This is a genomic window from Paracoccus tibetensis, assembly GCF_900102505.1.
Classification (GTDB): Bacteria; Pseudomonadota; Alphaproteobacteria; order Rhodobacterales; family Rhodobacteraceae; genus Paracoccus; species Paracoccus tibetensis.
Genome location: NZ_FMVT01000007.1, coordinates 235,392 through 253,615, shown reverse-complemented (window position 1 = coordinate 253,615; position 18,224 = coordinate 235,392). Strand labels below are relative to the sequence as shown.

Here is an 18,224-nt window from a genome sequence, read left to right as displayed (position 1 = left end):
CCAGGGACAGGCGGATGGGCTCAGATCTCGCGCAGGTCCGCGGGGATCAGCGCGTCGGGCAGGTTCTGGTAGCAGACCGGGCGCAGGAAGCGGCGGATCGAGAGGGTGCCGACCGAGGTCGCGCCGAAGTTCGTGCTGGCCGGATAGGGCCCGCCATGGACCATCGCGTCCGCCACCTCGACCCCCGTCGGAAAGCCGTTGCAGAGAACCCGCCCCGCCATCCGTTCGGCCACCGGCAGAAGGCGCTGGCCCAGCTCGGCGTCCGCGTCGTCCAGCTGCAGCGTCACCGTCAGCTGGCCGCCGAAGCTGGCCGCGACCTCCTCCATCTGCGCGGCGTCCCTGACCCGCACGATCAGCCCGAGCGGGCCGAAGACCTCCTCGGCCAGCTCGTGGTTGCCGAGGAAGTCGGCCGCCGCGACCTCGAAGAGATAGGGCAGCGAGGTGCGGCCCGAGCAGTCCTGCTCCAAGAGCGCGCGCACGCCCGTGCCCGCCGCGACGCGCGCCGCGCCCTGGCGGTAGGCCTCGGCCATGCCATCCGTCAGCATCACCTGGGGCTGCACGTCGGCAAGCGCCGCCCGGGCGGCCTCGGCGAAGGCTTCCGCTTCGGGGCCGTCCTTGATCACCGCGATGCCGGGGTTGGTGCAGAACTGGCCCGCGCCCATCAGAAGGCTGCCGGCCCAGCCCTTGCCGATCGCCTCGCCCCGCGCGGCGGCCGCCTCGGGCAGCACGAACATCGGGTTGACCGAGCCCAGCTCGCCGAAGAAGGGGATCGGCTCGGGGCGCGCGGCGCAGAGGTTGTAGAGGGCGCGGCCCCCGCCGAGCGAGCCGGTGAAGCCCACCGCCTTGATGCGCGGGTCCTGCACCAGCGCCTCGCCCACGTCGCGCTTGCCGCCTTGGACGAGGCTGAAGATGCGCGGGTCCATCCCCAGCTTCTCGATGGCGGCGGCGATGGCGTCGGCGACGATCTCGCCGGTGCCGGGATGGGCGGAGTGACCCTTGACGACGACCGGGCAGCCGGCGGCGAGGGCCGCGGCGGTGTCGCCGCCCCCGACCGAGAAGGCCAGCGGGAAGTTCGAGGCGCCGAAGACCGCCACCGGCCCGATCGGGCGCTGGATCATGCGCAGGTCCGGGCGCGGCAGCGGCTGGCGGCCCGGCAGCGCGGCGTCGTGCCGGCGGTCGAGATAGTCGCCCTTGCGGATATGCTCGGCGAAGAGGCGCAGCTGGCCGGTGGTCCGCCCGCGCTCGCCCTGAAGGCGCGCTTCGGGCAGGCCGGTCTCGGTGCTGCCGATGGCGGTGATCGCCTCGCCGCGCGCCTCGATCTCGTCGGCGATGGTGTCCAGCAGCCTCGCGCGCTCCTCGCGGGTTGTGGCGGCGAAGGCCGGGAAGGCGGCATGGGCGGCGGCGCAGGCCTGATCCACCAGCTCTGGCGTGCCGGCCGAGAACTCATGCGCCGTGCCGGTCGCCGGGGCCGAGGAGAAGCGCCCCTCGCTGCGGGTCTTCGTGCCTGCGATCCAGTGATCGCCATGGGGAATGTGCGTCATGTCAGCGTCCTGTCCGTTCGCGCCCGAAGGCGCATCCTTGTGATGCCCGTCCCGGCGCGGCAGGGCGGCCCGCCCTGCGCCGGCGATCAGGGTCGCAATTCTCGGGCGGCAGGTTTGGCGAAATTGTCTGACATGTCCAGCCCCGGGATGCAGATGCCGGCGGGCCTCAGCCCTCGATGCCCGACCAGCCCTGCTCGACCACCGCCTCCATCGCCACATAGCTCGAGGTCGCGTGCACATGCGGCAGGGCCGAGATATCCTCGGCCATGATGCGCCGGTAGTCGGCCATGTCGCGCGAGCGGATCTTCAGCAGGTAATCGAAGCCGCCCGCGATCATGTAGCATTCCTCCACCGCCTCGATCCGCCGGACGGCGGTGTTGAACGCCTCGAGCGCCTTCTGGCGGGTGTCGGACAGGCGCAGTTCCACATAGGTCACATGGGTCAGGCCCAGTTGCAGCGGCGACAGGATCGCGCGGTAGCCGGTGATCAGCCCCGCCTCCTCCAGCTGACGAACGCGCAGGGCGACGGGGGTCTTTGACAGCCCCACCTTGCGGGCCAGCTCGGTGACGGGAATGCGCGCGTTCGCCACCAGCTCGGCCAGGATGCGGCGGTTGATCGGGTCCAGAAGCTCGCTCATCCTGTGGTGCCGCCCTTCTTTGGTCAATCTGGCTGCCATCGTGGACCATATTGGACACATCGGCCAGACCAAGCTGAAGTATTCTAGGCCAAAGCTCAGGAGATGCGCCCATGAATGCCGAAGCCTCCCCGATCCTGCCCGCGGATGACCTTGCGGCCTTCGACACCGCGGCGAAGTTCGCCCCAGAGGCGCCGCTGCTGGAGCGGCTGACGGCCGAGGCCGCCCTTTCGGCGCAGGACTGCGCCGCCATCAGCGCTCGCGCGGCGACGCTGGTGCGCGCGATCCGCGCCAGCGCCAAGCCGACGATGATGGAGCACATGCTGGCCGAATACGGCCTTTCCACCCGCGAGGGCGTCGCGCTGATGTGCCTGGCCGAGGCGATGCTGCGCGTGCCCGACGCGGCCACCATCGACGCGCTGATCGAGGACAAGATCGCCCCCTCGGACTGGGGCCGGCATCTTGGCGAAAGCGCCTCCAGCATGGTCAACGCCTCGACCTGGGCCCTGATGCTGACCGGCAAGGTGCTGGAGGAGCGCAAGCCCGGCCTTGCCGGCACGCTGCGCGGCGCGATCCGCCGCCTCGGCGAGCCGGTGATCCGCAGCGCCATGACCCGCGCGATGCGCGAGATGGGCCGGCAGTTCGTCCTCGGCCAGACCATCGAGGCGGCGCTCGACCGCGCGAAGACGCTGGAGGCGAAGGGCTACAGCTACAGCTACGACATGCTGGGCGAGGCGGCGATGACGGCCGAGGACGCCGCCCGCTACGCCCGCGCCTACGAGGGCGCCATCGCCGCCATCGCCCGCGCCTGCGACAAGGGCGACGTGCGGATGAACCCCGGCATCTCGATCAAGCTCTCGGCGCTGCATCCCCGCTACGAGGTCGCGCAGGAGGCCCGCGTGATGGCCGAGCTGGTCCCGGTCGTCACCCGCCTCGCCCGCCAGGCCAAGGCCGCGAACATGGGCATGAACATCGACGCCGAGGAGCAGGACCGGCTGGTCCTGTCGCTCAAGGTGATCCGGGCGGTCCTGTCGGACCCCGAGCTGGCGGGCTGGGACGGCTTCGGCGTGGTCGTGCAGGCCTATGGGAAGCGTGCCGGCCTGACGATCGACTGGCTGGCGGCGCTGGCCACGCGCCTCGACCGCCGCATCATGGTGCGTCTCGTCAAGGGCGCCTACTGGGACACCGAGATGAAGCGCGCCCAGGTCGAGGGGCTGCCGGACTTCCCGCTCTTCACCTCGAAGACGGCGACCGATGTCAGCTACATCGCCAACGCCCGCAAGCTGCTGAACCATGCCGGCCGCATCTACCCGCAATTCGCCACGCACAACGCCCATTCCGTTGCCGCCATCCTCGAGATGGGGAAGGGCGCCGATTTCGAGTTCCAGCGCCTTCACGGCATGGGCGAGCGGCTTCATGACATCGTGCTGGCCGAGCAGGGCACCCGCTGCCGCATCTACGCCCCGGTCGGCGCGCATCGCGATCTTCTGGCCTACCTCGTCCGCCGCCTGCTGGAGAACGGCGCCAATTCCTCCTTCGTGAACCAGATCGTGGACGAGGCCGTCTCGCCCGAGGACATCGCCGCCGATCCCTTCGCCGCCCTCGGCGCCGCCCGCGCCCCCAAGGCGCTGCACGCGCCCCATGCCATTTACGGCGAGACCCGCCGCAACAGCGCCGGCTTCGATCTCAGCGACGAGACGACGCTGGCCGGCATCTTCGCCACCCGCGACACGCCGCTGGAGGCCGCCGCGCCGCTCGTTCACCGTCACGCCGAAGTCGCGGGGAACTGGCCCCCCGCTGCGGCGCCCGAGGAGGTGGTCAGCCCCACGACCGGAGCCGCCATCGCCCAAGTCACCCCGGCCGATGCCGCCACCGTAGAGGCCGCCATCGCCGCGGCCGCGCCCTGGGCCGCGCCTGCGGTTGAGCGCGCGCGCATCCTTCGCACCGCCGCCGACCTCTACGAGGCGCAGTCCGGCCCGATCTTCGGCCTCCTCGCCCGCGAGGCGGGCAAGACGCTGAACGACGCGGTGGCCGAACTGCGCGAGGCGGTGGACTTCCTGCGCTACTACGCTGCCGAGGGCGAGGCCGACCCGCGCGCGCCTCGCGGCCGCATCGCCGCGATCAGCCCCTGGAACTTCCCGCTGGCGATCTTCACCGGCCAGATCGCGGCAGCGCTGATGGCGGGCAATGCCGTTCTCGCCAAGCCCGCCGGCCAGACGCCGCTGATCGCCCATCTCGCCACGCGCCTGCTGCATGAGGCCGGCGTGCCGACCCCTGCGCTGCAGCTCCTGCCCGGCGGACCCGAGACCGGCGCCGTCCTGACCGGCCACCCCGGGATCGACGGCGTCGTCTTCACCGGCTCCACCGCCACCGCCCGCCGCATCCAGGCCAGCATGGCCGCCGGCATGGCGCCCGGCACGCCGCTGATCGCGGAGACGGGTGGGCTCAACGCGATGATCGTCGACAGCACCGCCCTGCCCGAGCAGGCCGTCCGCGACATCGTGGCCTCGGCCTTCCGCTCGGCCGGCCAGCGCTGCTCGGCGCTGCGCTGCCTCTATGTGCAGGAGGACGTCGCCCCCCATCTCATCGCCATGATCCAGGGCGCGATGGACCAGCTGACCGTCGGCGATCCGTGGGACCTGGCGACCGATGTCGGCCCCGTCATCGACGGCGCGGCGCGGGGCGGCATCCTCGGCTGGATCGAGGAGCATCGCGGCGGCATCCTGCACCAGCGCCCGGCCCCGCGGACCGGCTTTTTCGTGCCCCCGACGCTGATCCGCGTGCCCGGCATAGAGGCGCTGACGCGCGAGATCTTCGGGCCGGTCCTCCATGTCGCGACCTACAAGGCCGCCGACCTGCCCCGCGTCATCCAAGCGATCAACGCGACCGGCTACGGGCTGACCTTCGGCCTGCACAGCCGCATCGACAGCCGCGTGCAGGAGGTGGCCGAGGCCGTCCATGCCGGCAACATCTATGTCAACCGCAACCAGGTCGGCGCCACGGTGGGCAGCCAGCCCTTCGGCGGCGAGGGACTGTCGGGCACCGGCCCCAAGGCCGGCGGCCCGCTCTACCTGCCGCGCTTCTTCGCGCCCGAGCCCGCCCCGCAGGCGCCCGGCAGCTGGCCCCGCCCGGCCGATCCGACCGCCCTGTCGGCGGCGCTCGCGGTCACGCCCGACACGCCGGTGGACGAGCGGCTCATGCCCGGCCCCACGGGCGAGCTGAACCGGCTGATCCTGATCCCGCGCCCGGCCGTGCTGTGCCTCGGCCCCGGCGCGGCGGCGGCCGAGGCGCAGGCCCAGGCCGTCCGCAGCCTTGGCGGCATCGCCCTCAGCACCGGCGGCGCGCTGCCCGCGGCAGAGCTGGAGCGGCTGCCGAACCTCTCGGCGGTCCTCTGGTGGGGCGATGCGGCGGAAGGGCGTGCCCTCGCCGCCGCGCTGGCCCGGCGCGCGGGACCGATCGTCCCGCTGATCACCGCCCTGCCCGACGCGGCCCATGTCCTGCACGAGCGCCATCTCTGCGTGGACACGACGGCAGCGGGCGGCAACGCGGCGCTTCTGGCGGGGTAGGCTGAGGGGCGCTGCCCCTCGGCCCGTTCCGGGCCTCACCCCGGGATACTTGGGCACAGAAGATGGAGCGCCGGGGCCGCGCACGGGCCATCTGCTTCCCGGACTGACCTCGGGGGATCCGGGGGGCAGCGCCCCCCGGCGTCGCGGGACGCAATTCTCCCTGCGCGCTGTCGACGCGCGGCGGAAGATGGGCACGGGTGGGCGACGCCGCTCAGATCTCGGCCAGCAGGCGGCGCAGCGCGCGGACCTTCTCGGGCGCGGCCATCGGCAGGCGCGGCTGGCCGGTCAGGCCGAGGATGCGGTTGATCGTGGTGTCATGCTCGAGCGCGCGGTGCACGATCTGCTGGACGAAGTGCCGCATCGGCGATCGCGCCGCGAGCGCCCGCTCGATCCGCGACAGCATGTTCCCGACATCGCCCGGCCCCTCGTTCCACAGCGTGTTGATCCCGTCATAGATCTCGCCGCCATGCTTCAGCCGCTTTTGCGGCGGCCAAGGGGTCGGCGGGCGGTAGAGGCGCAGTTCCGTCTCGGCGATCTTCAGGGCGTAGACGAAGAGCGCGCCGGCGAAGGCGAGGCTGCGATCGGCCTCCGTCTCGGACGTGTCGACCACCGTGTCGCAGACCGATACCAGCCAGCGCGAGTTGAGCAGCGCCGCGAGCGCCTCGGCATGTTCGGTCGTCAGCCGCCGGAAGAGGGCCAGCGCCGCCGCGTCCTCGGGCGCGCGGCGCAGGCGCACGATGGTGCAGGCGGTCAGGTGGACAATGCGCGGGCCGCCGCGGAATTCGACCTCGATCTTGCGGAAGTGCTGGCGGATGTCGCGGTCGCGCGACGGCCAGGGCGGGCCCGGCTCGCCCGGGACGAGGGCCGCGAAGAAGGGCGCAAGGTCCGTCCGGGGATCCGGCAGCAGCGGCGCGTCCGCCCCGTCCGCGAACAGCCCCGGCCAGGCGGCGCGGACTGCGGCATCGCAGGTCTCTGAGGGCTCGGGCATCGGGCGGCGCTTCTTGCAGGTCGTCGCGGCGGAGACTGGACCAAGGGGCCTGCGGTTGCAATCGCTTGCGGCGCTTCGCCTGATTTTGCCGTGAGGACGGGAACATGCGGGGGTAGGCCGGCTTCCCCTACCTTGCCGCAACACGACCCGGAGGACCGATGAACCGCCCGCAGCCCGCCGCCGCCTCGCCCCATGCCGTCTCGAAGGCCAGCGTGATCGACACCCTTGCCGTCATGAAGGATGTCGTGATCCCGACGCTCGCCAAGGGCCCGCTGATCCGCCGCCGCAAGGTGGTGGGCCTTGCCGAGCGGGCGGGGATGGACGACCGCGCTGTGCGGCGGATGCAGGCGCTGCGGAAGAAATACGGGCCGGGCCCGCTGGTTCTGGCGATCCCGGTCCGGGCGCAGGCGGTGATCCTGTCGGCCCATGACGCGCAGATCGTGCTGGCCGGCTCGCCCGAGCCCTTCGCCGCGGCGAGCCTCGAGAAGCAGGCGGCGCTGAACCATTTCCAGCCCGGCTCGGCGCTCGCCTCGCATGGCGCGCCGCGCGCGTCGCGGCGCCGTCTGAACGAGGCGACGCTGGAGACCGGCTGCCCGATGCACAGCATGGCCGCGCATTTCGCCGCCATCGCGCAGGAGGAGATGGACGAGGTCGCCGCCACGGCGCTCGCCCAGGGGCGGCTGGACTGGGACGGCTTCTTCACCGGCTGGTACCGCATGGTCCGGCGCATCGTGCTGGGCGAGGCCGCGCGCGAGGACCATGCCCTGACCGACCTGCTGGAGGCGCTGCGCCGGCGCGGCAACCTGGCCTTCCTGCGCCGCAAGGACCGCGCCGGGCGCGACGCGTTCCTGGCGCGCCTGAAGGCCTATCTCGACGATCCCGATCCGCAGAGCCTCGCGGGCCAGATGGCGCGCGCCTGCACCGATCCCGGCCAGCTGCCCCATCACCAGCTGCCGCAGTATCTTTTCGCCTTCGATCCCGGAGGCATGGCCAGCTTCCGCACCTTGGCCCTTCTGTCCGTCCATCCCGAAACGGAGGCCGCCGTCCGCGCCGAGGCCGCCGCCGCCGAAGGCCCCGCGCCGCGGCTGGAGCTTCTGCGGGCGTGCTTCCTGGAATCGCTGCGGCTCTGGCCCACGACGCCGGCGATCCTGCGCGAGACGACCGTGGACGTGCAGTGGGGCGAAGGGATGGTGCCGAAGAACACGCAGCTGCTGATCTTCGCGCCCTTCCTGCATCGCGACGACGAGCTGCTGGAGGCGGCCCACCGCTTCGACCCGCGCCTGTGGGAGAAGGGCAACGAGCGGCCCGAGCTGGGGCTGGTGCCCTTCAGCCACGGCCCCGTCATCTGCCCGGCCGTGAACTTCGTCCCTGCTGTCGCCACCCATGCAATGCGGGCGCTGATGTCGCGGCTGTCGCTGCGGCTGAACCAGCCCGAGCGGCTGCCGACGGACCGCCTGCCCGGCACGCTGGACCCCTACACGCTGGATTTCACGGCGCGTCCGCTCGCCGCAGGATGACGGGCGGGGGATTGCGCCCGCCTGCGCGCCGCGCGATCCTCCGCCCGCAGGAAGACAGGCGGGGCGGCATGACGGACATCTCGGGCAGGAAATCGGATCACCTGCGCATCGTGGCCGAGGGTCTTGGCACGCAGGCCTCGCGCGAGACCGGCTTCGACCGGGTGCAGTTCTGCCACATCGCCCTGCCCGAGCTGGACCTGGACGCCATCGACATGGGCACCACCTTCCTCGGCCGGCGGATGGCGGCGCCGCTGCTGGTCTCGGCCATGACCGGGGGACCGGCCGAGGCCGCGCGCATCAACGCCCATATCGCCGAGGCCTGTGCCGGCCTCGGGATCGCGCTGTCGGTCGGCTCGCAGCGGATCGCGGTCGAGCATGGCGCGGCGGGCGGCCTTGGCCGCGATCTGCGGGCGCGGGCGCCGAAGATCCCGATCCTCGGCAATATCGGCGCGGTGCAGCTGAACTACGGCATCGGCCTGCCCGAGGCGCAGCGGGCCGTGGACATGATCGAGGCGGACGCGCTGATCCTGCACCTCAACCCCCTGCAAGAGGCGATCCAGACCGGCGGCGACCGGAACTTCGCGGGTCTCCTGCCGAAGATCGAGGCGCTGGCCCGCGCCCTGCCCGTTCCCCTCGGCATCAAGGAGGTGGGCGCGGGCCTTGCCCCCCAGCTCGTCCGGCGCCTGCAGGAGGCGGGGGTGACGATCCTCGATGTCGCAGGCCTCGGCGGCACCAGCTGGGCACGGGTGGAGGCCGAGCGCGGCGATGCCCGCGCCCGCGCCATCGCCGCGCCCTTCCATGACTGGGGCATCCCCACCGCCGAGGCGCTGGCGCTGGCCGCGCCGCTGATGCGGCCGGGGGCCACGCTGATCGCCTCGGGCGGGGTGCGGCACGGGCTGGACGTGGCGCGGGCGATCCGGCTTGGCGCGGGCCTTGCGGGGCAGGCGGCCCATGCCCTCCACGCCGCCCGCGACAGCGCCGAGGCGCTGGAGGCGCATTTCGCCGATGTCATCGCGCAGCTGAGGATCGCGATGTTCTGCACCGGCTCGGCCGACCTGGACGCCCTGCGCCGGGCGGTGCTGCTGGGCGGCGCCCATGCGGCACCGGCGGCGGATGGCTGCGACAGCATGAAGTCTGGAAATGCCGCCGCAGCGGCGCTAGGCTCTGCCTTCGACCCCGAGGGACTGGACCGATGAGCCGACCCGATGCCGCCACCGCCGCCGACCGCCGCCCCGAGCGGATGACCAGCCTCGCGCTGGCCGGCCTGGTCGTGCTGGCCTGGGCCTGCCTGCATGTGGCGACGATCTGGTTCCTGGACGCGCCGGCCTATCCGCTCGTGGCGCTGCTGGCGCTGCTGGGGCTGACCTGGCTTTCGACCGGGCTCTTCATCATCGCCCATGACGCGATGCACGGGGCGGTCGCGCCGGGCAGCCCGCGCCTCAACGCGGCCATCGGGCAGCTGGTCCTGTGGCTCTATGCCGGCTTTTCCTGGCGGCGGCTGATCGTCAAGCACATGGCCCATCACCGCCATGCCGGGACCGAGGACGACCCCGATTACGGCCCCGGCAGCGCCGTCGCCTGGTATGCCAAGTTCGTCCGCACCTATTTCGGCTGGCGCGAGTTCTGGGTGCTGGGCAGCACGGTCATCCTCTACGCGCTGATCCTGGGGGATCGCTGGCCCTATGTCGCCTTCTGGGCGGTGCCCTCGATCCTCGCCTCGATGCAGCTTTTCTTCTTCGGCACCTACCTGCCGCACATGCCGCGGGACGGCGAGCAGTTCCACGACCGCCACAATGCCCGCTCGAGCCGCGTCAGCGACCCCTTGTCGCTGATCTCCTGCTTCCATTTCGGCGGCTACCACCACGAGCACCACCTCTATCCGAACGTGCCCTGGTGGCGCCTTCCCGCGACGCGGAGGCAGGCATGAGCGGCTGGCTCGCCCCCCTCGGCATCGTCGTCGCCACCGTCGCGGTGATGGAGCTGACGGCCTATTCCGTGCATCGCTGGATCATGCACGGCCCGCTTGGCTGGGGCTGGCACAAGTCGCATCACGATCACACCGACGACGATCATTCGGGCTTCGAGAAGAACGATCTCTACGGCATCGTCTTCGCGGTAATCGCGGCGGGGCTCTTCGCCTTTTCGGACGGCTGGCTCTGGTGGGTGGCGGTGGGGATGACCTGCTACGGGATCATCTACCTGTTCCTGCATGACTGCCTCGTCCACCAGCGCTGGCCGTTCCGGCACATCCCGCGCAAGGGCTACCTGCGCCGCGTCTACCAGGCCCACCGGCTGCACCACGCGGTGGAGGGGCGCGACGGCTGCGTCAGCTTCGGCTTCATCTACGCGCCCCGGCCCGACCGCCTGAAGCAGCAGCTGCGCGAGGCCGGCACGCTGAAGCGCGAGAGCGCGCCGGCGGACCGGTCCGCGGACCGGACCTGAATGGCGCGCATCGCCTTCTGCCTGCCCGCCATGCGCGGCCATTTGGGCGCCCACGCCCCCTTGGCCCGAGAGATGGCCCGGCGCGGGCATGAGGTGGTGCTGCTGGGCAGCCGCGCGCTGCCGCCGCTGGTCCAAGGCCTGCCCGTGCGCGCGATGGACTGGACCGAGCCGCAGCTGAGCGGCGCCGGCCTGGCCCGCACGCTCTGGGCGACGGCAGCGGCGACGCGGGGGGTGGTGCGCCACGCCCCGGCCGCGCTGGCGGCACTGGCGCCCGACCTTGCCGTGACCGACCATGCCGAGCCGGGCTACGCGCTCGCCGCCGAGGCCGCCGGCATCCGCCGCATCACCCTGACGCCCGGCCTTCCGATCCTGCGCAACGACGCCGTGCCGCCGCCCTTCCTGCCCTGGCCCTTCGATCCGTCCGAGGCCGGACGCGGCCGCAATCGCGGCGGCTGGAAGGTCTCGGGGGCGCTGATGGCGCTGCAAAACCGGGCGCTGGCGCAGGGCTGCCGCCAGCACGGGCTGGCGCCGCGCGCCGGGATCGACGACTGGTCCGCCGATGTGCCCGAGCTGCGGCAGATGATCCCCGCCCTCGACTTCCCGCAGGACTGGCCCGCCAATGCCGTCCCGCTCGGCCCCCTGCGCGACGACCCGAGGGCCGGGCTGCCGCCGCTGCCGGACCAGCCAGTGATCTTCGCCTCGCTCGGCACGCTGGCCGGGCGGAGAAAGCGCCTTCTTCACGCGATCTGCGCGGCGGCCGCGCCGCTGGACGTGACGCTCATCCTGACCCATGCCGGCGCCTTGACCTCCGCCGAGATCGCCGCCCTGCCCGGCCGGCCGCTGGTGCGCGATCTCTGGCCGCAGACGGCGGTGCTGGCACGGGCCTCGGTCTGCATCACCCATGCCGGGCTGAACACGGTCCTCGACTGCATCGCGGCGGGCGTGCCGATGCTGGCCATGCCGCTCGCCTTCGAGCAGCCGGGCATCGGCGCCCGCATCGCCCATCACGGCATCGGCCTGACCCTGCCCCCGCGCCAGCGCGACGTGGCCGCCATCCGCGCCGCCCTGACGCGGCTGCTGGGCGAGCGCGCCTTCCGCGACAACCTTTCCCGGCCGCGGGCGGAACTGCGCGCCGCAGGCGGCGTTCGGCGCGGCGCGGACCTGATCGAGAAGATGATCCGGGGCCGCGCGGCAGGGGACGCGGCATGAGCGCAGACATCATCCTCGGCGGCGGCGGCCTTGCCTCCAGCCTCGCCGCGCTGGCCCTGCGCGCGGCGCAGCCGGGCGCCCGCATCCTGATCCTCGACCGCGCCGGGGGGCCTTCGAACAGCCACACCTGGTCCTTCCACGGCCCCGACATCTCGCCCGACTGGCACGCCCGCCTCGCCCCGGCCCTTATCGGCGACTGGTCCGAGCAAGAGGTGCATTTTCCCGGCCACAGCCGCCGCCTGCGCGCCGGCTATTCGTCGATGGGCAGCGAGGGGCTGGCGCGGCTGGTCGCCGAGGCCGGGATCGAGACGCGCTGGAACGCCGAGATCGCCCGGCTGGACGAGGACCGCGCGACGCTGGCCGATGGCGAGGTGCTGACGGCGCTCTGCATCCTCGACGGTCGCGGCGCGAAGCGCGGCCCGCATCTCGTCACCGGCTTCCAGAAATTCGTCGGCATCGAGATCGAATGCGACGCCCCCCACGGCATCGCCCGCCCCGTCATCATGGACGCGACCGTCCCGCAGGAGGACGGCTACCGCTTCATCTACGTCCTGCCCTTCACCGAGCGGCGCGTGCTGATCGAGGACACGCGCTACAGCGACGGCGCGACGCTTTCGGACAACGAACTGGCCGCCGAGGCGCTGGACTACGCCGCCGCGCGCGGCTGGCACGGCCGCGAGGTCCGGCGCGAGCGGGGCGTCCTGCCCATCGCGCTGGCCCATGACGCTGCCGGCTTCTGGCGCGACCATGACAGCGGCCCGGTGCCCATCGGCCTGCGCGCCGGCCTCTTCCACCCGGTCACCGGCTACTCGCTGCCCGTCGCGGCCGAAGTCGCGGACCTCATCGCCGGCACGCAGCCCCTGACCACCGCCGCCATCCGCACGCGCCTGCGCGCCTTCGCCTTGAGGCGCGCGCGCGAGGACCGTTTCCTGCGCCTTCTCAACCGGATGCTGTTCCGCGGCTGCCCCGGCCCGCAGCGTTACCGCCTGCTGGAACGCTTCTACCGCCTGCCCGAGCCGCTGATCGAGCGGTTCTATGCCGGCCGCCTGACCTGGGCCGACCGGCTGCGCATCGTGACGGGCAAGCCGCCCATCCCCATCAGCGCCGCCCTGCCCTGCCTGCCCGAAAAACCCCTTCTGAAAGGTGAGACATGACCACAGCCATCGTGATCGGCGCAGGCTTCGGCGGCCTTGCGCTGGCGATCCGCCTGCAGACGGCCGGCATCGCGACCACGCTGGTCGAGGCGCGGGACAAGCCCGGCGGGCGCGCCTATGTCTGGCACGATCACGGCCATGTCTTCGACGCCGGCCCCACCGTCATCACCGACCCCGACGCCCTGAAGGAGCTGTGGGACGGCGCCGGTCAGGACATGTCCCGCGACGTGACGCTGGTGCCGGTCTCGCCCTTCTACCGGCTGATCTGGGATGGCGGGAAGGTCTTCGACTACGTCAACGACGGCGAACAGCTCGAGGCGCAGATCGCCCGCTTCAACCCGGACGATCTCGAAGGCTACCGTCGCTTCAAGGACTACGCCGAAGCGGTCTATCAGGAGGGCTATGTCAAGCTGGGCACGGTCCCGTTCCTGAAGCTGGGCCAGATGATGCGCGCCGCGCCCGCGCTGATGCGGCTTCAGGCCTACAAGTCGGTCCATGCCAAGGTGGCCGAGTTCATCAAGGACCCCTACCTGCGGCAGGCGTTTTCCTATCACACGCTGCTGGTCGGCGGAAATCCCTTCTCGACCAGCGCGATCTACGCCCTGATCCACGCGCTGGAACGGCGCGGCGGTGTCTGGTTCGCCAAGGGCGGCACCAACCAGCTGGTCGCCGGAATGGTCGCGTTGTTCGAGCGGCTCGGCGGCACCGTCCTGCTGAACGCCAAGGTCGCCAAGGTCCAGACCGAGGACGGCCGCGCCACCGGCATCCGCCTTGCCGACGGGCGGCAGCTGGACGCCGACATGGTCGCCAGCAACGGCGACGTGATGCACAACTACCGCGACCTTCTGGGCCACACCCGGCGCGGCCGGACGAAGGCCGCGATCCTCGGCAAGCAGCGCTGGTCCATGTCGCTCTTCGTGCTGCATTTCGGCCTGAAGGAGAAGCCCGAGGGGCTGGCCCATCACACCATCCTCTTCGGCCCCCGCTACAAGGAGCTGGTGAACGAGATCTTCCGCGGCCCCAACCTGGCCGAGGACTTCTCGCTCTATCTCCACTCGCCCTCGGTCACCGACCCGGACATGGCCCCGCCGGGCATGTCCACGCATTACGTCCTTGCCCCCGTCCCGCATCTGGGCCGCGCCCAGATCGACTGGACGAAGGAGGGCCCGGCCTATGCCGACCGCATCCTGCAAAGCCTCGAGGAGCGGCTGATCCCGAACCTGCGCGCGAACCTGACGACGACGCACATCTTCGCGCCCTCGGATTTCGCGACCGAGCTGAACGCCCATCATGGCAGCGCCTTCTCGGTCGAGCCGATCCTGGCGCAATCGGCCTGGTTCCGGCCGCACAACCGCGACCGCTCGATCCGCAACTTCTACCTCGTCGGGGCGGGCACCCATCCCGGCGCCGGCATCCCTGGCGTCGTCGGCAGCGCCAAGGCGACGGCGCAGGTGATGCTGTCCGATGCTGGCGTCCCGGCATGAGCGACACGGTCGCCGCCAGCGAAGCGGCCATCGCCCACGGCTCGCAGAGCTTTGCGGCCGCGGCCAAGCTGATGCCGGCGGGCATCCGCGACGACACGGTGATGCTCTATGCCTGGTGCCGGCACGCGGATGACGTGATCGACGGGCAGGACCTCGGCAGCCGCCCCGAGCTGGGCGCCGACCCCGAGGCCCGCCTCGTCCAGCTCCGCGCCGACACGCTGGAGGCGCTGCACGGCACGGCGCCGATGTCGCCGCCCTTCGAGGCACTGCGAACCGTGGCCCGCCGCCACGACTTCCCCGAGCGCTGGCCGCTTGACCTGATCGCGGGCTTCGAGATGGACGTGGAGGCGCGCCAGTACCGCACCCTGGCCGACACGCTGGACTATTCCTACCACGTCGCGGGGGTGGTGGGCGTGATGATGGCGCGGGTGATGGGGGTGCGCGACGACCGCGTCCTCGACCGCGCCTGCGACCTCGGCCTTGCCTTCCAGCTGACCAACATCGCGCGCGACGTGATCGACGATGCGCGGATCGGCCGCTGCTACCTGCCGCAGGACTGGCTGGACAGCGCCGGCGCGCGCATCGAGGGCGAGATTCCATCGCCCGAGCTTTACGCCGTCATCATCCGGCTTCTGGACGCGGCCGAGCCTTACTACGACAGCGCCCGCGCCGGCCTGCCCGGCCTGCCGCTGCGCTGCGCCTGGTCCATCGCCGCCGCCGCCCGCATCTACCGCGCCATCGGCAGCCGCATCCGCAAGGGCGGCCCCGAGGCCTACCGCAGCCGCATCCGCACCTCGGGCGCGGCCAAGGCGGGCATGGCCCTGCGCGCCGGGCGCGACGCGCTGGCGTCGCGAGGCAGCAAAGGCGGCAGCTCACGCCTCGGCCTCTGGACGCGCCCGAGACACTGAGTCTGCCATATCTTCTGTGCAGAAGTATCCCACAGGGGTGTGGGGGTGTGAAACACCCACTCCGGCCGCGCCATCACGCGCTGCGGCGCAGATCCTTCGGCAGCACCCGCGCCAGCAGCGCCTGGATGTCCGGGCTCGCCAAGGGCGGCATGGCCAGCATGTCGTCCAGCTCCGCCCGGCTCAGCTTGTAGCTTTCGGACACGTCCGTCAGGCTGGCCACCGCCAGCACGCCGCGCGCGGGGGCGCCGGCCCGCGCGTCGCGGCCGCCATCCTTGCCCATGGCCCGCGGATCGCCCAGCAGGTCCAGCAGGTCGTCATAGGACTGGAACACCCGGCCCAGCTGCCGGCCGAAGGCGATCATCGCCTGCACGGCCTGATCCTCGAGCCCCTTGATCGCGCCCAGCATCTCGAGCCCGGCGACGAAGAGCACGCCGGTCTTCAGGTCCTGCTCGCGCAGGATCCGCTCGGGCGTCTTGTCGCTGGCGAGGTCGAGGTCCTGCCCCGCGCAAAGCCCCTGCGGCCCGAGCGCGGCCGACAGGATCTGCACCAGCCGTGCCTGCGTCTTCGGCTCGGCGCCCCGCGCGCAGGCGAGAACGCGCATCGCCTCGGTGATCATCGCGATCCCCGCCAGCACCGCCCGTCCCTGCCCATGCGCCACATGCACCGCCGGCTGCCCGCGCCGCAGCTGCGCGTCGTCCATGCAAGGCAGGTCGTCGAAGACCAGTGAGGCGCTGTGCACCATCTCCAGCGCGGCGGCCGCGTCGACACAGGCGTCGCAGGCGCCGCCCCCGGCCTCGGCCGCCATCAGCAGCAGCGTGCCGCGGAAGCGCTTGCCCCCCGACAGCGCGGCGTCGGCCATGGCCTGCCCCAGCCCCGGCGCGGCGCTGCCGAAGCTCGAAGCGATCTCCTCAAGCCGCGCGGTCAGCCGCGCGCGCAGGTGGTCAGCCGAAGTCTCTGGGATCATCGCCGTCATGTCATCATCCGTCCCTGCCGCCCGCGGCCTTGGTCGCAGCCGGTTGCGGGGCGACCCTGTCCCGCCCCCCGTTTCGCGCATGGCTCATCCCGTGGATGAACCTGTTCCCGTTCGTCGCCATGTTGGCGGCAGCCCGCCTGCCTGTCCATCGCATTCTGCCCGCGCATCGCTGCCCCGATGTCAGCCTTCGGCTGAAGACACGGACGGGCCGGCCGAAACGATGCAGGGGCGGCTGCGTTTTCTGCCTCAAAGAGCGACATCGCCCTGCCCGGGCCGAACTGCCGCGTTTGCGCCGGCGCCGCGGCATGGTATCGTCTGCGCAAAAGGAAAAGAACATGCGGGCAGCAGCAGCAGCAGGCAAGACAGGTGCGGCCGGGTCCGGGCGCGGAGGTGCAGCTTGATCCGCTGCGACGTCGCCGTCATCGGCGCAGGCACGGCGGGACTGGCGGCCGAGCGCGCGGCGCGGGGCGCCGGGGCGCGCACGGTCCTGATCGATCCCGAATTCAACGGCACGCTCTGCGCGCTGGCGGGCTGCATGCCCTCGAAGCTGCTCATCGCGGCGGCCAGCGCGGCGCATCAGGTCGAGCAAGCCCCCCGCTTCGGCGTGCTGCCCGGCCCGATGCGGATCGACGGCCCCCGCGTCATGACCCGGTTGCGGGCCGAGCGTGACCGCTTCCTTTCCTTCACCCGCGAAAGCTTCGACGACCTGCCCGAGGGCACCGCGCTTGTCGGACGCGCGCGCTTTTCCGCCGCGCAGCGCCTGACGCTGGAGGACGGGCGCGAGATCGAGGCGGGCGCCATCGTCATCGCCACCGGCTCGCGCCCCGTCGTGCCGCCGCCCTTCCGCGACCTCGGGCCGAACGTGATGACCACCGACACGCTGTTCGAGCTGCCGGACCTGCCGCAGCGCCTGGCCGTCATCGGCGCAGGTCCACTTGGGGCCGAGCTGGCGCAGGCGATGGCGCGGCTCGGGGTCAGGGTCACGCTGCTCGACAGCGGCGATGCCGTCGCCAAGGCCCGCGCCCCTGCGGTCAATGCCGCCCTCGGCGCCGCGCTGTCCGAGGACCTGCGCCTGATCCTCGGGGTCGAAACGTCGGCCGAGCGGCTGGAGAACGGAGAGATCCGCGTCAGCTGGACCGGCGAGGATGGCCGGGCGGGGCAGGACGACTTCACCCATGTCCTCGTCGCCACGGGGCGGGCGCCGGTCCTGTCGGGGCTGGAGCTGAAGGCCAGCGGGATCGACCTGGACGAGGACGGCCAGCCGCTCTTCAATCGGCTGACCATGCAATGTGGCAACACGCCGGTCTTCATGGCGGGGGATGTCGCCGCCGACGCGCCGGTCCTGCACGAGGCGTCCAGCGAGGGCGCCATCGCCGGGCGCAACGCCGCGCAGTTTCCGAAGGTCGATCCATTCGAGCGGCATGTCTTCTTCACCATCGCCTTCACCGACCCGCCCTCGGCCGCCATCGGCGCGGCCGCGAAGGACGCGGCCATCTCGGCCAGTGCCGATTACGGCGATCAGGGCCGCGCCCGGGTCGAGGGTCGCGCGCGGGGCGTGCTGTGCATCCATGCCGATCCCGGCGGGCGGCTGGTCGGGGCCGATCTCTGCGCGCCGGGGGGCGAGCATCTGGCCCACCAGCTGGCCTGGGCGGTCCAGTCCGGCGCGACGGCCGCGCAGCTTCTGGACATGCCCTTCTACCACCCGACGCTGGAAGAGGGCATGAAGACCGCCCTGCGCGAGATCTGCCGCCGCTCGGGCACGTCCGAGCCCCCCTCGCGCGACGTCGGCTCGCCCTCGGGCAGCTGAG

General features: G+C 72.1%; 14 protein-coding genes. 10 read left to right on the top strand and 4 right to left on the bottom strand.

The window, feature by feature from the left end; all coding sequences use genetic code 11:
* Positions 1–20: 20 nt before the first annotated feature.
* Entirely contained in the window at positions 21–1,541 is a 1,521-nt protein-coding gene (locus BLP73_RS11925; RefSeq protein WP_090744599.1) for an aldehyde dehydrogenase (NADP(+)), read from the bottom strand.
* A 166-nt stretch (positions 1,542–1,707) separates the two neighbouring features.
* Complete coding sequence (locus BLP73_RS11920; protein ID WP_090744596.1) at positions 1,708–2,178, bottom strand: Lrp/AsnC family transcriptional regulator; 471 nt, start codon at positions 2,176–2,178, stop codon at positions 1,708–1,710.
* Positions 2,179–2,288: 110 nt separating this feature from the next.
* Here BLP73_RS11920 and putA point away from each other — a divergent pair, with 110 nt between their 5' ends.
* Positions 2,289–5,741: a bifunctional proline dehydrogenase/L-glutamate gamma-semialdehyde dehydrogenase PutA gene (putA, locus tag BLP73_RS11915; protein WP_090744593.1), complete on the top strand. Its 3,453-nt coding sequence runs from the start codon at positions 2,289–2,291 to the stop codon at positions 5,739–5,741.
* A gap of 211 nt (positions 5,742–5,952) precedes the next feature.
* On the opposite strand, the gene BLP73_RS11910 is transcribed toward putA, so the two are convergent.
* Positions 5,953–6,729: a hypothetical protein gene (locus tag BLP73_RS11910; protein WP_090744590.1), complete on the bottom strand. Its 777-nt coding sequence runs from the start codon at positions 6,727–6,729 to the stop codon at positions 5,953–5,955.
* A gap of 158 nt (positions 6,730–6,887) precedes the next feature.
* Here BLP73_RS11910 and BLP73_RS11905 point away from each other — a divergent pair, with 158 nt between their 5' ends.
* From BLP73_RS11905 to BLP73_RS11870, 8 genes are all read left to right on the top strand, one after another.
* Positions 6,888–8,246: a cytochrome P450 gene (locus BLP73_RS11905; protein WP_090744587.1), complete on the top strand. Its 1,359-nt coding sequence runs from the start codon at positions 6,888–6,890 to the stop codon at positions 8,244–8,246.
* A 68-nt stretch (positions 8,247–8,314) separates the two neighbouring features.
* A complete protein-coding gene (gene fni, locus BLP73_RS11900; protein ID WP_090744582.1) occupies positions 8,315–9,442 on the top strand; it encodes a type 2 isopentenyl-diphosphate Delta-isomerase in 1,128 nt (375 codons plus the stop codon).
* On the top strand, positions 9,439–10,173 hold the full coding sequence (locus BLP73_RS11895) for a fatty acid desaturase (RefSeq protein ID WP_175453339.1): 735 nt from the start codon (positions 9,439–9,441) through the stop codon (positions 10,171–10,173). The genes fni and BLP73_RS11895 overlap by 4 nt, the downstream gene beginning before the upstream one ends.
* Positions 10,170–10,688, top strand: coding sequence for a sterol desaturase family protein (locus BLP73_RS11890; RefSeq protein ID WP_090744579.1), 519 nt, complete (start codon positions 10,170–10,172; stop codon positions 10,686–10,688). Before BLP73_RS11895 ends, BLP73_RS11890 begins: the two co-directional genes overlap by 4 nt.
* Entirely contained in the window at positions 10,689–11,897 is a 1,209-nt protein-coding gene (locus BLP73_RS11885) for a glycosyltransferase (protein WP_090744576.1), read from the top strand.
* The gene (crtY, locus tag BLP73_RS11880; protein ID WP_090744573.1) at positions 11,894–13,051 is read left to right on the top strand and encodes a lycopene beta-cyclase CrtY; all 1,158 of its coding nucleotides are present in this window, start codon (positions 11,894–11,896) and stop codon (positions 13,049–13,051) included. The genes BLP73_RS11885 and crtY overlap by 4 nt, the downstream gene beginning before the upstream one ends.
* Positions 13,048–14,535: a phytoene desaturase gene (locus tag BLP73_RS11875; RefSeq protein ID WP_090744570.1), complete on the top strand. Its 1,488-nt coding sequence runs from the start codon at positions 13,048–13,050 to the stop codon at positions 14,533–14,535. The genes crtY and BLP73_RS11875 overlap by 4 nt, the downstream gene beginning before the upstream one ends.
* On the top strand, positions 14,532–15,443 hold the full coding sequence (locus tag BLP73_RS11870; RefSeq protein WP_090744567.1) for a phytoene/squalene synthase family protein: 912 nt from the start codon (positions 14,532–14,534) through the stop codon (positions 15,441–15,443). Before BLP73_RS11875 ends, BLP73_RS11870 begins: the two co-directional genes overlap by 4 nt.
* A gap of 73 nt (positions 15,444–15,516) precedes the next feature.
* Here BLP73_RS11870 and BLP73_RS11865 read toward each other — a convergent pair whose 3' ends face one another.
* Entirely contained in the window at positions 15,517–16,416 is a 900-nt protein-coding gene (locus tag BLP73_RS11865; protein WP_175453338.1) for a polyprenyl synthetase family protein, read from the bottom strand.
* A 397-nt stretch (positions 16,417–16,813) separates the two neighbouring features.
* Here BLP73_RS11865 and BLP73_RS11860 point away from each other — a divergent pair, with 397 nt between their 5' ends.
* Positions 16,814–18,223, top strand: a complete 1,410-nt coding sequence (locus BLP73_RS11860) for a dihydrolipoyl dehydrogenase (protein ID WP_245686643.1) — start codon at positions 16,814–16,816, stop codon at positions 18,221–18,223.
* Position 18,224: the final 1 nt, after the last annotated feature.

What these genes read in the sequence shown, in the direction of transcription:
- crtY (WP_090744573.1), top strand. Translation starts at nt 11,894, where the DNA reads ATGAGCGCAGACATCATCCTCGGCGGCGGCGGCCTTGCCTCCAGCCTC.
- BLP73_RS11910 (WP_090744590.1), bottom strand. Translation starts at nt 6,729, where the DNA reads ATGCCCGAGCCCTCAGAGACCTGCGATGCCGCAGTCCGCGCCGCCTGG.
- BLP73_RS11885 (WP_090744576.1), top strand. Translation starts at nt 10,689, where the DNA reads ATGGCGCGCATCGCCTTCTGCCTGCCCGCCATGCGCGGCCATTTGGGC.
- BLP73_RS11920 (WP_090744596.1), bottom strand. Translation starts at nt 2,178, where the DNA reads ATGAGCGAGCTTCTGGACCCGATCAACCGCCGCATCCTGGCCGAGCTG.
- BLP73_RS11875 (WP_090744570.1), top strand. Translation starts at nt 13,048, where the DNA reads ATGACCACAGCCATCGTGATCGGCGCAGGCTTCGGCGGCCTTGCGCTG.
- BLP73_RS11905 (WP_090744587.1), top strand. Translation starts at nt 6,888, where the DNA reads ATGAACCGCCCGCAGCCCGCCGCCGCCTCGCCCCATGCCGTCTCGAAG.
- putA (WP_090744593.1), top strand. Translation starts at nt 2,289, where the DNA reads ATGAATGCCGAAGCCTCCCCGATCCTGCCCGCGGATGACCTTGCGGCC.
- BLP73_RS11890 (WP_090744579.1), top strand. Translation starts at nt 10,170, where the DNA reads ATGAGCGGCTGGCTCGCCCCCCTCGGCATCGTCGTCGCCACCGTCGCG.
- BLP73_RS11925 (WP_090744599.1), bottom strand. Translation starts at nt 1,541, where the DNA reads ATGACGCACATTCCCCATGGCGATCACTGGATCGCAGGCACGAAGACC.
- fni (WP_090744582.1), top strand. Translation starts at nt 8,315, where the DNA reads ATGACGGACATCTCGGGCAGGAAATCGGATCACCTGCGCATCGTGGCC.
- BLP73_RS11895 (WP_175453339.1), top strand. Translation starts at nt 9,439, where the DNA reads ATGAGCCGACCCGATGCCGCCACCGCCGCCGACCGCCGCCCCGAGCGG.
- BLP73_RS11870 (WP_090744567.1), top strand. Translation starts at nt 14,532, where the DNA reads ATGAGCGACACGGTCGCCGCCAGCGAAGCGGCCATCGCCCACGGCTCG.
- BLP73_RS11865 (WP_175453338.1), bottom strand. Translation starts at nt 16,416, where the DNA reads ATGACGGCGATGATCCCAGAGACTTCGGCTGACCACCTGCGCGCGCGG.